Below are 14,378 nucleotides of genomic sequence, written 5' to 3' on the forward strand. Positions count from 1 at the left end.
CCCGGGCGCCATGCGGCACCCGGGGGTATCCGGTATTACCCGTCCTTTCGGGCGGCTATCCCGGGGGAGGGGGCAGGTTCTCCACGTGTTACTCAGCCGTTCGCCACTCGCTTCTATCCGAAGATAGGTGCCGTTCGACTTGCATGTGTTAGGCGCGCCGCCAGCGTTCATCCTGAGCCAGGATCGAACTCTCCGTCCAAATATGTTTGGGCCTCGAGCCCGTCCGGTCCTCTCAGTCATCGCTGATCGGTTCCGTTCGATTCATATGGTTCTGTTTGATAGGAAAAGGAATTCCTCGGGGCCGCCTCTCGGCGGCCTTGCGAAAAACGAATCCAAGTCAGACCATTTCAAATGGTTCGATGTCTGCCCGGATGCGACACATCTGGTGTGTCCATCCTCGCAGTATCCGGTTCTCAAGGTGCACGCCTGCGCTGGTTCCCGGTCCGACCGGGCCGCGCGGCAAGGAGATATATTGCCAGACCGCGAAGCGATGTGGGACGTCAATTCCACTCTTCACAAGTCCTACACAATATATCGCTTCCTATATAAGTAATAGAAAGGCTGGTGCAGAAATACTGTACGTATCAGATGATGACCCTTCGGTTAAGAGATATATAAAGATCGGTCACCTGTAAGTGTCTATCTACCCGCGCTTTTGCTATATAAACCAGCGCCTTAGATAAAAAGAAGGAGCGCCGCGCACAGCGCGACACTCCCCTAGCGATTCAAGAGAATCAATTAGGCCTCGAGAGCCTTCTTGGCGATGGTAGCCAGCTCGTTGAAAGACTCGATGTCCTCGTAAGCCATCTGAGCCAGGACCTTGCGGTCGAGCTCGATACCGGCGACCTTCAGGCCGTGCATGAACTGAGAGTAAGAGATGTCGTTCAGGCGAGCAGCAGCGTTGATACGGGTGATCCAGAGAGAGCGAATCTCGCGCTTCTTATTGCGGCGGTCACGGTACTGATACTGCAGAGAGTGCTGGACCTGCTCTTTAGCATGCTTGTAAGTACGCGAAGCGGCACCGTAGTAACCCTTCGCACGGTGCATAACGGTACGGCGCTTCTTCTTGGCGGCAACAGCGCGCTTAATACGTGCCATGTTCTATCAACTCCTAGACGGTTAAACGAAAAACGGGAACGCTAACTTAGGCGAGACGCGACTTGATGACCTTGCGGTCGGCAGCGGCGATCTCGGTCTCCTGACGGAAGCCACGCTTACGCTTGGTGGACTTCTTGCTCAGGATGTGGCTCTTGAAAGCCTTGGCGCGCATAAGCTTGCCGGTACCAGTCTTGCGGAAACGCTTCTTGGTGCCGCTGTGGGACTTCATCTTAGGCATGAAATACTCCTTAATCGGTTACAGAACACTAGTTACTTAGTATCACTTGCCGCTTTATCCTCATCAAAGGCGCCCTTAATTGGGGCGAGCAGCATAAGCATGTTACGGCCTTCCATCTTAGGCTTGGACTCGACCGTAGCGTAAGGCTTAAGATCCTCGGCGAGACGCTCGAGAACGTTAAGACCCTGCTCCGGGTGAGCCATCTCACGGCCGCGGAACATGATGGTGATCTTAACGCGTGCGCCCTTCTTGAGGAAACGCAGAACGTGGCCCTTCTTGGTCTCGTAGTCGCCAACGTCGATCTTGGGTCGGAACTTCATTTCCTTAACCTCGACCTTGGACTGGTTCTTACGAGCAGCCTTGGCCTTCATGGCCTGCTGGTACTTGAACTTACCGTAGTCCATGACCTTGCAGACCGGCGGCTCCGCGTTGGGAGCGATCTCGACAAGGTCGAGACCCTGATCGTCGGCGACGCGCTGGGCATCGCGGATGGCGAACAGACCGAGCTGAGAGCCATCGACGCCAATCAAACGGCACGAAGATGCAGTGATCTCGTCGTTGATGCGGGTGTCATCAGACTTAGCTATTTTCCCTACCTCCATTCATAAAAAAATAACCCGGCGCTTTTTTGCAACCAGGTCGTACACATAGACATCCTCGATATGAGGAAGAGAATCTAAGTTGTATGACCAGTCAGCTGCTCATTGGCGCCAAAAGGTGGGAACCCTCGGGTTCCTCTTTAGGGCATTGCGGAAACAACGCCTTGGCGATAATAACACGTACCGCTCGTTATCACATTACGTACACGAAAAAGGGGGCCTTAACCCCCTTGAACGCTCTTTTGCATGTATGGTGCCCGAGGCGAGACTCGAACTCGCACGTTGTTGCCAACGGTGGATTTTGAGTCCACTGCGTCTGCCAATTCCGCCACTCGGGCACGTATTGCGTGAGTTAGTTTATCACAGCTTTCCGTAGATTAGTCCGAAAATGGAACTTCGAGCATTTCGATGAGTTCGACCGTGCGGAGCATCTCGCGCTGACGGCATCCGCGACCGTCGACCGAGGCCTCGCCCATCTGGTTATCGTAGGGGTCCTCACGCATACCGTCAAAGACGGGTTCAAACTCTGCCTGGAACCGACAGTTTGCCACCATGCGCCATGGATCGAGGTTGCCAAAGTAGTGGCGGCGGCGCCATTCCTCCCCCATCCTGCGTGCCGAGGATCCAAACGAGACATCGGCGTTAAGCCAACCCGTCTGCGGTGTATAGAACTCCGCCCAGTCATGCGAGCCCACCGAGTCGGGCGCAACGTACAGGCCGCTCTGCCAACGTGCGGGCACGCCGGCGATGCGGCACATGGTGATAAACGTGAGTGCCATAACACCGCAATCACCGCGAAGCGAATGCGCGCAGTCATCGGCGATAGAGCCCAGAAGCAGATACGGTGGCTGGTATCGATAGTCGATATGATGCGTCAAATAATCATAGATAGCCCGAGCGCGGTCGAGCTGATCCTCGAGACCATCGATAACATGTTCGGTCAGCTGCTGCAGATACGGCGTGAATGCAATATGCGGTCGGTCCTCGGAAATATCCTTGGGCAGCGGCGCGTCCATACACGGATGCGCCGGAAGCGCTCCCCCGTAGATATCGCAATAAGCGGCATCAATCAGATAACGATAGGTCACTGAGAACGATCGATCAGCCGAGGAAACCCACGAGGCGGTACGCGCCAAAGCGTTCGCGGGAGCAAGGACCCCCTCCGGCGTCATATCGAGAATCTCGATATGAGACTGCTGGCGGCAGGCTGCGGCAACGGGAAGCCACGCGCGAACGGCCTCCCCCTCCAGAGCACCGGGAACAGACACGGATGCTTTAAGCGTAATGGCACGAGACAGCCCGCCCTGTGATTCCATCTTCTTAAGCATCTGGTTGCGCAGCGCAGTTCCATCCGTAGAATCGGGACGCAGGCCCGGAACCTCCTTGGGATACACACGCAAAGAATCAAGGAAGTTGTCGAGAACGAACAGTTCACCATCGATAAAGCGCCAGTCGATGCGCTTGCGATCGATCAGGTCGTCAAACTGATCCTCGGTAAACTCCGGCCACTCCTCGCGGATCATCGCAATAGCCTGATCGCGCGACACCGAAAAATGAAACGACGTCTCGATCATGCGATACCGCTCGGCACGAACGCAAGCGGCCAACGAGGGATCAGGGCTCTGTTCCAAAAGACGGTCGCAAGCCGCAACAGCCTGCGCCAGGTACCCGGCGTCCTTGAGACGAAGGATCTCAGGTGGCAATCCAATGTCGAGATGCCGGAAATCATCGCAACAAACATCAACAGAGCAACCAACGGGGCCCTCGGCAACAACCTTTCCATCGGCAGGCAAAACATTAACGACAGCCATAACCACTCCCACGCAGAACGACAACCCGAGACCATTGTACCGACATAAAAAGAAAGCCCCAACAAGGGAGCCATCAACACCGCTGAACGGTAGTCAAATAAATAATTCAGCCCAGTAACCCCGTAGCGAGTTAACGAAGGAGGCCCCGTTTCCCCGGAGCTGATTCCATCGCGCGACTTCTGGCGAAGCCAGGTGAGCGCGAGGGAAACAGCGTAGGGGAAACGGGGCCTCCGGCGGGAAGTTAAACCGCTACTTACGCCTTGTTGACGGAGCCAAACTCCTCCATGAGCTCCTTGGTGCGGGCAACGATGGCCTCGCGACCGGGCTTCAGGAGCTTGCGGGGGTCATAGCCCTTGCCCTGCTGATCCTTGCCAGCCTCAACGTACTCACGCGTGGCGGCAGCGAAGACAAGCTGCAGGTCGGTGTTGACGTTGATCTTGGAGATGCCCAGGGAGATGGCCTTCTTGATCTGATCCTCGGGGATGCCGGTACCACCGTGCAGAACGAGGGGCAGGTCGCCGGTCTGAGCCTTGATCTCGCTCAGACGCTCGAAGGAAAGACCGGCCCAGTCGGCGGGATACACGCCGTGGATGTTGCCGATGCCGCAGGCGAGGAAGTCGACGCCCAGGTCAGCAATCTGCTTGCACTCAGCGGGGTCAGCGAGCTCGCCGTTGGAGGTCACGCCGTCCTCGGTGCCGCCGATGCCGCCGACCTCGGCCTCGATGGACATGCCCTTGGAATGGGCAAGCTCAACGAGCTCCTTGGTGCGATCGAGGTTAAGCTGGAAGGTTTCCTCGTGAGAGCCGTCATACATGATGGACGTGAAGCCGGCCTCGATGCACTTGAAGCAGTCCTCGTAAGAACCGTGATCGAGGTGAAGGGCGACGGGAACGGTAACACCCGTGGCCTCGACGGCAGCCTTGACCATGTCGGCGCAGACCTTGAAACCGCCCATCCACTTAGCGGCACCAGCGGTGCACTGAAGGATCAGCGGAGACTTGGCCTTCTCGGCGGCCTGGAGAATAGCCAGAGTCCACTCGAGGTTGTTGGTGTTGAAGGCACCGAGAGCATACTTGCCGGCCTCGGCCTTCTTGAGCATGTCTGCTGCGTTGACGAGCATAAAAGAAACCTCCTGTAAGGTTGCTCCGATAACGCATGAGATTTTACCACGGCGTACCCGAGCGTAAACGTTCGTTTGTTCACGAATATCGTCCAAACAGACTTTTTTTGACCGTTTGCCCTACGGAATCGGCCCGTTGGGGAAAATATCTTGACGTTTGGACACTTCTCGTGCTTAAGCAGCTGACTGCAAAGCTACATCTGCATGAAAGGGTTCTGCATGAGCTCGCGCGCCATAGTGGTCGAATCACCATGACCCGTTAAACAAACGGTATCGGCTGGAAGCAGCTGGGCGAGCTTGGAAAGCGAGCGCAGAATCGCCGCCTCGTCTCCACCGGCGAGATCGGTGCGGCCGTGACTGCCCGGGAACAGGGTGTCGCCAACAAAGGCGATGCTTCCCTGCTCGGTGGCGGCGAACAAGACAATGCCACCCGGTGTGTGACCGGGCGTCTCGATCACCTGCAGGCAGATATCACCCAATTCAATCGTATCGCCCTCAGCAAGCAATCGCGTCGGCTCGCCCGGATCGGGCGTATCGATGCCCCACATCGCTCGCTGCTCCTCGATATTCTCACGAGATACCAACACGTCCTTCGCACCTAACTCATATAGGAAACCCTTACCGACGGCGGCTCGCGCTCCGGCAACGCCACCTACGTGATCGGCATGGCCATGGGTGCAGACAGCGCCTAGCACGCGCGCGTCAGGATGCTTGGCATAGATATGTTCCACAAGACGCTCACCTTCCCAGGCCGGATCGATAATCAGGCATTCGCCGCTCGAGATTACGGCGTAACTGTTGGTCTGAATGGGGCCGTTTACAAGCGCCTCAATCGAAGCCGTACCCCGAGGGGTTAAGTCCAAAGCTGCAGTGACCATGAGCACGTCCTCCTTCTACAAGCGTCGAGGCATCAAACGATGCCTCGAACGTAGCCAATATCATTACCGTTGTGCGTTCGTCACGCCTATACGCGACGCTTAAGCTGAGCCCCACCCTCGCCAGGCATCAGACGGCGTGCGTCATAGACCGAGTCGACACTGCTGATGGATGCCAGCAGCGGATCCAGACCGCTCGCGTCCGAAATCTCGACCATAAAGCGCAGGGTCGCAATGCCCTCGCGGTTGGTCGAGGTAGCGGCGGAAAGGATATTTCCGCCTGCATCGCCAATGGCGATGGTGACATCCTTGAGCAAGCCCATACGATCCAAGCACTCGACCACGATCTCGACCTGGAAAAGCGTATCGGCAGCACCATCCCACTCCACGTCAATCATACGCTCGGGGTGTTCCATGAGACCCTTGACGTTGGGGCAGTTGGCACGATGCACCGAGACGCCTCGACCGCGCGTGATAAAGCCCACGATGTCGTCGCCCGTCACCGGATTGCAGCAATGCGCCAGACGAACCAGCAGGCCGCTGTTGCTCTCGCCCTTGACGATAATGCCGTTACTTGCACTCTTGCCACGCTTTTGCGGTTTGCGGTTGGAACCGCGGGCAGGCTGCTTGACGACCTCAGCGATGGCTTCGGCCTTGGTAAGCTGCTCCTCGGGCTTGGGATCCAAGATTTGCTCGACCTTATTGCCCACAGCGCGCGGGGCGACCTTGCCCGCGCCAACGGCTGCGAACAGGTCCTCGAGTTGCTTGAAGTTAAACTGCTCCGCCACGGCATTGAGCGCACGCGTGGATCGCGGCGTAGAGATGCCGTACCCGCGCTTGCGCAGGTCCTTGGCCAGCATATCGCGACCGGCAGCAGCGTCATCGTCTTTGGTCGCAGCGGCGAAGTAACGGCGAATCTTTGACTTGGCCGAAGGCGTCTTGACGATCTTGAGCCAATCGCGCGACGGCTTGGAGCTCTTGTTAGTCAGGATCTCGACACGGTCACCCGTCTTGATTTCGTGCGTGAGCGGAGCCACCGCACCGTTGATTTTGGCGCCGACGCAGTGGTTGCCGACCTCGGTATGAACAGCGTAGGCAAAGTCGAGCGGTGTAGAGCCCGCACGAAGCGCCATGACCTCACCCTTGGGCGTAAAGACAAAAATCTCCTGGTCAAACAGGTCGACCTTCAGTGAGTGCAGATATTCTTTGGCATCGGTGATCTCGTCAGAGGCTGCCCAATCGAGCGAGTGCTTGAGCCAGTTAATCTGATCGTCCAGACGCTGTGCGTCGTTGGTCTTGGAGGCAGACGATCCGCCCGATTTCTTATATAGCCAGTGAGCGGCGATGCCGTACTCGGCCTGCTCGTGCATCTCGTAGGTTCGAATCTGAATCTCGAGCGGACGGGCCGTGGGGCCGATAACCGTCGTATGGAGCGATTGGTAGTTATTGACCTTGGGCATAGCGATATAGTCTTTAAAACGACCGGGCATGGGATGCCACAAAGTATGCACGGCACCAAGCGTGGAATAGCAATCGCGCACCGAATGGGTGATGACGCGCAGCGCCACCAGATCATAAATCTCGGAGAACTCCTTGCCCTTGCGCTTCATCTTTTGATAGATGGACCAATAGTGCTTGGAACGACCGTTGATCTGAAAACCCTCAAGGCCAATGCGGTCGAGCTCATCGGTAAGCGTCTTGATAGTCTCGGCCAGAAAGCGTTCGCGAACCTCGCGTGACTCTGCCACCATGCGGGCGATGCGCTGGTAAGCGTCGGGTTCAAGGTAGAAGAAGGACAGATCCTCGAGTTCCCACTTGATAGAGCTCATGCCCAGGCGGTCGGCCAGGGGCGCGTACACATCCATGGTCTCGCGCGCCTTAAACAGGCGGCGGTCCTCGCGCAGGGCGGCAAGCGTGCGCATATTATGCAGGCGGTCGGCGAGTTTGACGATGATGACGCGAATGTCCTTGGACATGGCGAGGAACATCTTGCGCAGCGTAAGCGCCTGCTTTTCGTCCATGTTGTCGACTTCGATGTTGGTGAGCTTGGTCACGCCGTCGACGAGCTCTGCCACGGTTTCGCCAAACAGGCCCGAAACATCGGCAAGCGAGGTATCGGTATCCTCGACGGTATCGTGCAGCAATGCAGCGCACACCACATCGCAGTCCATCTTAAGGTCGGCCAAAATGATAGCCACCTCGACGGGATGGTTAATGTACATCTCACCCGAGCGCCGCTTTTGGTTGCAGTGCTTCTCGGCAGCAAAGCAGTAGGCCTGCTCCACCTTGGAGAAGTCATCCTCACTCATATATTTAAGGCACAGGCGCTCCAGCTTGTCGTAGCTGTCCGCCATAATCTCGGGCGGCAGATCATCGGCATGCGTATAGTGCTCCATCTCCGAAAAGGGCTGGAGGGCGGAATCATGGGCGGTACGGGCTGCGGCATCCATCGAGGTCCCCTTCCCTAGGTCCGCGGTACGATCGGGCGGTTAATTTTGGTAAGCATATCAGAAGCGCACGAATCGAGTGCCCAACTCCGGAAAGCCGAGAACTCCATGCGCGAGCGCAAGCCCTCCAAATAGCGGATCGACCTGCTCAACTGCACGCGCCCGGGGTTTTCGGTCATCGCGATGCGACGGGTATCGTCAAACCCCGAAACGTGACAGAAACCGAGCTCTTCGAAGATTCCCAAGCCGCTTGCCACCGAACGCTCATCGACCGGCGTGCGCGCGTCGATTGCAAGGCACATCTGCGCAATGTCGATATCGCTTGCGCAGAATGAATCGTCCCCCGTCTTGCCACGATTGGAGCGCCACATGGTCTGCAGCGCCCGATAGAGCGTGACAAGCTCATCGCGCTCGGGCGCGTAACAATCGAGCAGGCGCTCATTAATACGAGCGTCACGAGACGAATAGAGCAGGTGAATCACGGCAGGCTGCCCATCGCGGCCGGCACGGCCACTCATCTGGTTAAACTCAATCGCGCCAAACGGCATGTGGTAGAGCACGACATGGCGGATATCGGGCAGGTTGACGCCCTCACCGAAGGCCGAGGTTGAAACGATGCAGCTCAGGCTGCCATCTCGAAACGCCTCCTCGACGCGTCGGCGATCGGAACGCGCAAGCCCGGCGTTATAGAACGCGATATGGGTCGCGCAGTCGGGCACACGTTTGCGCAACGTCTTGGCAAGCGCCACGGACTGGTCGCGCGAGTTCACGTAGATGACGGTCTTCTCCCCCGTCGCAACGATCGAAACCAGGCGATTTTCACGGCTCGCAAGGTCACGATCGTCCTCGAGTTGTAAGTTCTCGCGAACGGTCTCGTCGACCACCGTGCTGGTAATCGGCAATACGCGAGCAAGCTCTGCCACAACTGGAGCCGTCGCGGTAGCCGTTGCCGCCATGACAACGGGGTCGCCCAGGGCTTTAAGAATATCGGGCATATCGAGGTATGCACTCCGGTCACCACCCTTAGCAAGACCGGCATGGTGCGCCTCATCGATAACAACGAAGCCAATACGTCCAGAACGCGCAAATCGATCGCGGTGGATAGACAAGAACTCGGGCGTCGTGAGAACGATACCGGTGCGACCCGAAGCAAGGCCGGCGAACACGTCATCGCGTACGGCCTCCACGGTCTCGCCAGTCAGCACGCCGACGCCAATGCCGAGCGCGGCCATCGTCGAGGAAAGGTGATAGGCCTGATCGGCAACGAGCGAACGCAGAGGATAGACAAAAATGCTCGCACGCCCGCGAAGAACCGCCTCGCGCGCGGCATGCACATGGAAAATCAGAGACTTGCCACGCCCCGTCCCCATAACGGCCAAAACGCTCTGATGGTCGGCAAGCGCGTCGAGTGCCTCGACCTGCGCGCGATGCGGCTGGTTCGAGCCGATAAAGCTATGGATAAGCGAGCGCGTGAGCTCGGTATAAGAAAGCTGGGCGAGCGTCTCGCGTTTACGCGACTCCAGGCGCAGACCAGAATCCGCCGGTTGCACGCCGCGGCGAAGCTCACATGCCGGATCGTCGATATTGGGCGCCGCGGTATCGCGCACCAAGACATCTTTGATCATGAGCTTGGGCTTCACACGTCCCTGCCAATGCTCGGCCACGGCCTCGAACACCAAGTCGACGGCGCTGTCGCAATTGATGAGCCTATCGATCTGCGGCACGCGGAACATGATGGCCGGCACACTCGCGGCACCATCGGTCGCCACAAAGCGCATGTGCTCGCCGGTTTTGCCCACCACGGCGCGATCGCACATCGTCACGCCCTCGGCGGCCAGAAGCGGCACCTTATTGCCCTGGCCAAACGGCTCAAGACGGGAAATTTGCTCGATGGTCTCGATATTTAGCTCGGAGAGATCAACGGTGGCGGCAACCTCGTCAGTGTCCTCAAAGTCCTCGGCGGGAAGCTCCGATAGCACGGCCGAAAGGCGACGGCGGAACTCATCGAGCTTGGATGCCTCGATGGTCACACCCACCGCACCGGCATGCCCGCCGCGACGAATCAGCAGGTCGGAGCAACGCTCGACGGCGTCGAACAGGTTGATCTTGCCCACCGAGCGGCCCGATCCGCGCGCAACGCCATCCTCGATCGAGAAGAGCAGCGCCGGCACGTGATAGCGATTGGTCAAGCGGCTCGCCACGATACCCTTGACGCCCTCGTGCCAGCCCTCGCCGCCCACGACGATTGCGCGCCCGCCGTCATAAGTCTCCTCGACCTTCGCCATGGCATCGCGCGTAAGCTCGGCCTCAATCTCGCGGCGTTGGCGATTGATTTCCTCGAGCTCGGCGGCAAGCGCGCTCGCTTCGATGGGGTCGCGGGCAAGCAGCAGGTCGAGCGCCAGCTTGGGATCAGCCATGCGGCCGGCAGCATTCAGACGGGGGATGAGCGAAAACGACAGGCCGTCGGCCGTAATGGTAGAAAGGTCGGCCTTGGCAAGTGCGGCAAGCGCGATATAGCCGGGACGGGCCGTCGCGCGCATCTGCTGGATGCCCTCGGCGACCAGCGCGCGATTCTCGGGCGTAAGCGGCATCATGTCGGACACGGTGCCCAGCGCCGCGACCTCTATCAGCGAACGCCAATACGACGGCTTGCCCAAACGCTCGCCCAGGACCTGCACCAGCTTGAGTGCCACGCCGGCACCGGCAAGCTCGCGCGAGGGACCCTTGTCCTCGAGCTTGGGGTCGGTCAGGGGCACGTCCTGCGGCACCTGGTCGGACGGCTCGTGATGGTCCGTGACCACCAAATCGATCCCCAGGCTCTCCAGATAGGAGGCCTCTTCCTTGGCGGCAATGCCGTTATCGACGGTCACGATCAGCTGGGGGCGAGCGAGCTCGTTAACGCGGTCGAGCGCCGCACGCGACAGGCCGTAGCCCTCGTCAAAACGATGCGGAATAAACGGCGTGACGTTGGCGCCAAACGAACGCAGCGCCTCGGTCAACAGACAAGTCGACGTAATGCCGTCGACGTCAAAATCGCCAAAGACGGCGATGCGCTCGTGGCTGCGAATAGCACGCTCAACGCGGTCGACGACGACCGCCATACCCGGAATAACGAGCGGGTCCGCCCAGTCGCGATCGAGCGAAGGCGTCAGAAAAAGCTGGCCTTCCTCGATGGATGTAATGCCGTGCGCAACCATAATGCGCGCCACCAGCCCGGGTATGCCCAGGCCAGCCGAAAGCTCCTTTTCGAGCTCGGGGTTTTGCTGAGCGACCGCCCAGCGATGCGTTGTCTTAAGCGATGACATAGGCGCCCACCCCCGATAGGGGCAGGTCGCCGCGATACCTCTCACGGTTCATAGCGATGAGTCCTCTGTGTATGCCCGCTTCGGCAGGCAGATCTGTTGAACGGATTTATTATACCGTGCGGCGCGGACGCACAACGTCCAGCACGCCGTGGTTTCGATAAACGAGGGCGGTAATAGCCTCGAAATAATCGGGCGTTTCAGCCACACGGACGCATGCGAGCGTCTAGCATATCCATTCAAAACGGATTCACGAGCAAAGGGAGTCATAAGCGCATATGAAGCAATGGGTTGGACTGGGTAAGTTCCTCGCGGGGCATATGCAGATCATCGTTCCGATTTGCGTGACGCTCGGCGTGCTCTTTCCCCAGCAAATCGGCGTACTCAAGCCCATCGTCCCCACCCTGTTTGCCTTTATGACGTTCCAAGGTGCCCTCAGCAACACCTTCCATCAGGTAGCCGAAGTATTCCGCCGTCCGCTGCACCTGATTTTGGCGCTGCTGGTCTCGGCGGTGCTTATTCCCATAACAGCCTATGCCATGGGGTCGCTGTTCTTTGGCTCCAACCCCAACCTAGTCTGCGGTATCGTGCTCGAGTACAGCGTACCTGTGGCAGTCACTGCCTTTATGTGGATTAGCATGTTCGGCGGCAACGGCCCGCTCGCGCTCACCATCATCCTGACGTCCTCGGTTATCTCACCCGTTACGATTCCGCTCACGCTTAAGCTCTTGCTGGGCGCCACCGTCTCGATCGACGTGCCGGGCATGATGCAGAACATGGCCTTCATGATCGCTATCCCCGCCCTGCTCGGCATCGTGATTAACGAACTCACGCGCGGATGGGGACACGAGAAGCTCTCCCCCGCGCTCTCGCCCGCCTGCAAGTTCATGATGATGGGTGTTATCGCGTCGAACTCCACCGCCATGAGCGAGTACGTGCTGCACATGAACGCGGTGCGCTTGGAAGTCGCCCTCTTTATTTTGATCTTCGCCATCAGCGGCTTTGTCGTCGGTATTCTGGTCGCCCGCGCACTGCATCTGCCGTATAGCGAAACGACTACCATGTGCTTTACCTGCGGCATGCGCAACATCTCTTCGGGCGCCGTCATCGCCACGCAATACTTTCCGGGCGAAGTCGTATTTCCCGTCATGTGCGGAACGCTGTTTCAGCAGGTACTTGCCTCGCTTATCGGGCATCTCTTTGAGCGTCTAACCGGCGAGGAGCGCGCTGCTCAGCGCAAGCGCGTCGAGGCCGGCCGCGACGCCATGGCACGCTAGGCTATCCGCATTACGCGGGTGTTAGTCTTGCTATACGAGCGTTTCCAGATGCGCGCGCAGGCGCTCAGCATCGATATCGAGCGTCGTCTCGGCATTGACCTGGGCCAAACGATAGCCGACAAAGTAGGGCGAAACCACCCAACGCGGCAGCGCCTTGGCAATGGTCCGACCGCCCAGGTGATAGAAGAACAAGTTGTACGACTCTGCACGGCCACCGTGGTGCTCGTTTAGGATATAACGCAGAGCTACCTGGATCGCATCGGCGAAGAGATCCGCCTCGGCTTGGTCCCGCGTGTCATCGCTGGCGGCGATTCCCCGCGGAGCTGAAACGTTGACCTCAAAGAACCCCATAATCGGTTCGGTTGAGATGTTGACTGCAATTCTCCCCTGTTGCCAGACATTGATGCCTTCGAAATTGGCGGAAGTCAGCGAAGCATAGCCATCTTCCTGCTCCAAACCCACAATCTGCATGTGCGGATGAACGAGGCTACCGCCCGAGAGCGGACCCTTGTTCTTGTACATGAGCACGCTTCGATACTGCTGTGAATCGATCATCTGCTGCCAGCAACCCAGGGCAAACCGCATGACATGATGCAGCTCGTCCGGCGCATAGGTCACCAGGTCTGCGTCGTGGTCGGCCGACTCGATCAGCACGGTTTGACGGGTAGCGCGCAGGGTCTTGAACTTATTCTCGAGCCAGATACAGTCACCGTCGCGCCGGATGATATTGGCGAGTTCCTCGGTATCGCAAAAGGGGCACGCGGTGCCAGGGCGCCGGTTGTCGTCGGGCTTCCCGCTCGCCTGCTGAACGTCAAATACCAGGGGCACGGGTTATACCTCCAGCGGCACGATCTTGGTGCCATGGAGCTCGGAGGCGCCCAGTGCCGCAGCCACGGTATCGCGGTTGGCCGTGGAAATGCCGCCGCCGGGAAGGATGGTCAGGCGATCGTCCGCGTAGTCGATAAGGTGCGACAGATGCTCCAGGTTGTCCTCAATCGGCGTGCCGGCGGCACCGCCATGCGTCAGGATGCGCGCTATGCCGCAGTCGGCGAGCGTGTCAATCGCGTCGAGCTGAGCCTCGGGCGAGAGCTGGTCAAACGCCATGTGAAAGGTAATGTCGATGGGCTCGCGCTTGCACTCCTCGGTCGCGCAGCCCGCAGCCATCACAAGGGCGCCCAACGCAAGTTCATCGAGCGCCCATCCGCCGGCACAGGGCTTGCAGCAGCCAAAGACCAAGCCATCGACGCCGGCACTTACGGCAAGGCCCAAGTCCATCTCCATCATGCGCAGCTCGTCCTGGTTGTAGTGAAAGTCGCCGCCACGCGGACGGATCATGCACATCACCCGTGCATCGTGCTCGCGAGCATAGCTGGTCGTAGCGCTGATAACGCCGGCCGAGGGCGTGGTGCCTCCAACCGCAAGGTTGTCGCACAGCTCAATGCGTCCCGCACCGGCCGCAATGGCCGCCGGCACCCGCTCAAAGTTCTCGGCACAAAACTCGTACAGCATAGATAGACCCCCAGATGACACTTCTATTTCCACACGGCATTGTCGCACTTTAAATACCAAGCCAACGGATCATTTCAAAAGGGGCGCTGACCGAGTTGGTCA

At 58.6% G+C, this 14,378-nt stretch carries 11 protein-coding genes, 1 tRNA gene and 1 rRNA gene; 1 reads left to right on the forward strand and 12 read right to left on the reverse strand.

What is annotated here, in order from left to right:
• The 10 genes from ACTQVX_RS02350 to recJ all read right to left on the reverse strand — a co-directional run.
• Nucleotides 1–199: ribosomal RNA gene (locus ACTQVX_RS02350) — 16S ribosomal RNA — on the reverse strand; the annotation flags it as partial.
• A 539-nt stretch (nt 200–738) separates the two neighbouring features.
• Nucleotides 739–1,098 carry a 50S ribosomal protein L20 gene (gene rplT, locus ACTQVX_RS02355; RefSeq protein WP_006234421.1) on the reverse strand — a complete coding sequence of 120 codons (360 nt, stop codon included), beginning with the start codon at nt 1,096–1,098 and terminating at the stop codon, nt 739–741.
• 46 nt (nt 1,099–1,144) lie between these two features.
• On the reverse strand, nt 1,145–1,336 hold the full coding sequence (rpmI, locus tag ACTQVX_RS02360; protein WP_006234422.1) for a 50S ribosomal protein L35: 192 nt from the start codon (nt 1,334–1,336) through the stop codon (nt 1,145–1,147).
• A 32-nt stretch (nt 1,337–1,368) separates the two neighbouring features.
• On the reverse strand, nt 1,369–1,938 hold the full coding sequence (gene infC / locus ACTQVX_RS02365) for a translation initiation factor IF-3 (protein WP_006234423.1): 570 nt from the start codon (nt 1,936–1,938) through the stop codon (nt 1,369–1,371).
• 248 nt (nt 1,939–2,186) lie between these two features.
• Nucleotides 2,187–2,273: transfer RNA gene (locus ACTQVX_RS02370), tRNA-Leu, on the reverse strand.
• A 39-nt stretch (nt 2,274–2,312) separates the two neighbouring features.
• Nucleotides 2,313–3,746, reverse strand: a complete 1,434-nt coding sequence (locus tag ACTQVX_RS02375; protein ID WP_154517214.1) for a transglutaminase-like domain-containing protein — start codon at nt 3,744–3,746, stop codon at nt 2,313–2,315.
• A gap of 253 nt (nt 3,747–3,999) precedes the next feature.
• Nucleotides 4,000–4,866: a class II fructose-1,6-bisphosphate aldolase gene (gene fba, locus ACTQVX_RS02380; protein ID WP_441560098.1), complete on the reverse strand. Its 867-nt coding sequence runs from the start codon at nt 4,864–4,866 to the stop codon at nt 4,000–4,002.
• 194 nt (nt 4,867–5,060) lie between these two features.
• The gene (locus ACTQVX_RS02385) at nt 5,061–5,744 is read right to left on the reverse strand and encodes an MBL fold metallo-hydrolase (RefSeq protein WP_441560100.1); all 684 of its coding nucleotides are present in this window, start codon (nt 5,742–5,744) and stop codon (nt 5,061–5,063) included.
• Nucleotides 5,745–5,830: 86 nt separating this feature from the next.
• The gene (locus tag ACTQVX_RS02390; RefSeq protein WP_154517206.1) at nt 5,831–8,191 is read right to left on the reverse strand and encodes a RelA/SpoT family protein; all 2,361 of its coding nucleotides are present in this window, start codon (nt 8,189–8,191) and stop codon (nt 5,831–5,833) included.
• A gap of 14 nt (nt 8,192–8,205) precedes the next feature.
• The gene (gene recJ / locus ACTQVX_RS02395) at nt 8,206–11,493 is read right to left on the reverse strand and encodes a single-stranded-DNA-specific exonuclease RecJ (protein ID WP_441560101.1); all 3,288 of its coding nucleotides are present in this window, start codon (nt 11,491–11,493) and stop codon (nt 8,206–8,208) included.
• A gap of 275 nt (nt 11,494–11,768) precedes the next feature.
• On the opposite strand from recJ, the gene ACTQVX_RS02400 reads away from it, so the two are divergent.
• Entirely contained in the window at nt 11,769–12,767 is a 999-nt protein-coding gene (locus tag ACTQVX_RS02400; RefSeq protein ID WP_427794445.1) for a bile acid:sodium symporter family protein, read from the forward strand.
• A 30-nt stretch (nt 12,768–12,797) separates the two neighbouring features.
• On the opposite strand, the gene ACTQVX_RS02405 is transcribed toward ACTQVX_RS02400, so the two are convergent.
• Both ACTQVX_RS02405 and ACTQVX_RS02410 read right to left on the reverse strand, forming a co-directional pair.
• Nucleotides 12,798–13,595, reverse strand: a complete 798-nt coding sequence (locus ACTQVX_RS02405; RefSeq protein WP_427794446.1) for a DUF4931 domain-containing protein — start codon at nt 13,593–13,595, stop codon at nt 12,798–12,800.
• A 3-nt stretch (nt 13,596–13,598) separates the two neighbouring features.
• Nucleotides 13,599–14,276 (reverse strand): copper homeostasis protein CutC, encoded by a 678-nt coding sequence (locus tag ACTQVX_RS02410; protein ID WP_441560103.1) that lies wholly within the window; start codon nt 14,274–14,276, stop codon nt 13,599–13,601.
• Nucleotides 14,277–14,378 lie beyond the last annotated feature (102 nt).

Origin of the sequence: Collinsella sp. LCP19S3_A6 (assembly GCF_052122015.1) — a bacterium.
Taxonomy (GTDB): Bacteria; Actinomycetota; Coriobacteriia; order Coriobacteriales; family Coriobacteriaceae; genus Collinsella.

Bases quoted from the DNA above. Each gene is read 5' to 3' on its own strand.
- rplT (WP_006234421.1), bottom strand. From the start codon at position 1,098: ATGGCACGTATTAAGCGCGCTGTTGCCGCCAAGAAGAAGCGCCGTACC.
- rpmI (WP_006234422.1), bottom strand. From the start codon at position 1,336: ATGCCTAAGATGAAGTCCCACAGCGGCACCAAGAAGCGTTTCCGCAAG.
- infC (WP_006234423.1), bottom strand. From the start codon at position 1,938: ATGGAGGTAGGGAAAATAGCTAAGTCTGATGACACCCGCATCAACGAC.
- ACTQVX_RS02375 (WP_154517214.1), bottom strand. From the start codon at position 3,746: ATGGCTGTCGTTAATGTTTTGCCTGCCGATGGAAAGGTTGTTGCCGAG.
- fba (WP_441560098.1), bottom strand. From the start codon at position 4,866: ATGCTCGTCAACGCAGCAGACATGCTCAAGAAGGCCGAGGCCGGCAAG.
- ACTQVX_RS02385 (WP_441560100.1), bottom strand. From the start codon at position 5,744: ATGGTCACTGCAGCTTTGGACTTAACCCCTCGGGGTACGGCTTCGATT.
- ACTQVX_RS02390 (WP_154517206.1), bottom strand. From the start codon at position 8,191: ATGGATGCCGCAGCCCGTACCGCCCATGATTCCGCCCTCCAGCCCTTT.
- recJ (WP_441560101.1), bottom strand. From the start codon at position 11,493: ATGTCATCGCTTAAGACAACGCATCGCTGGGCGGTCGCTCAGCAAAAC.
- ACTQVX_RS02400 (WP_427794445.1), top strand. From the start codon at position 11,769: ATGAAGCAATGGGTTGGACTGGGTAAGTTCCTCGCGGGGCATATGCAG.
- ACTQVX_RS02410 (WP_441560103.1), bottom strand. From the start codon at position 14,276: ATGCTGTACGAGTTTTGTGCCGAGAACTTTGAGCGGGTGCCGGCGGCC.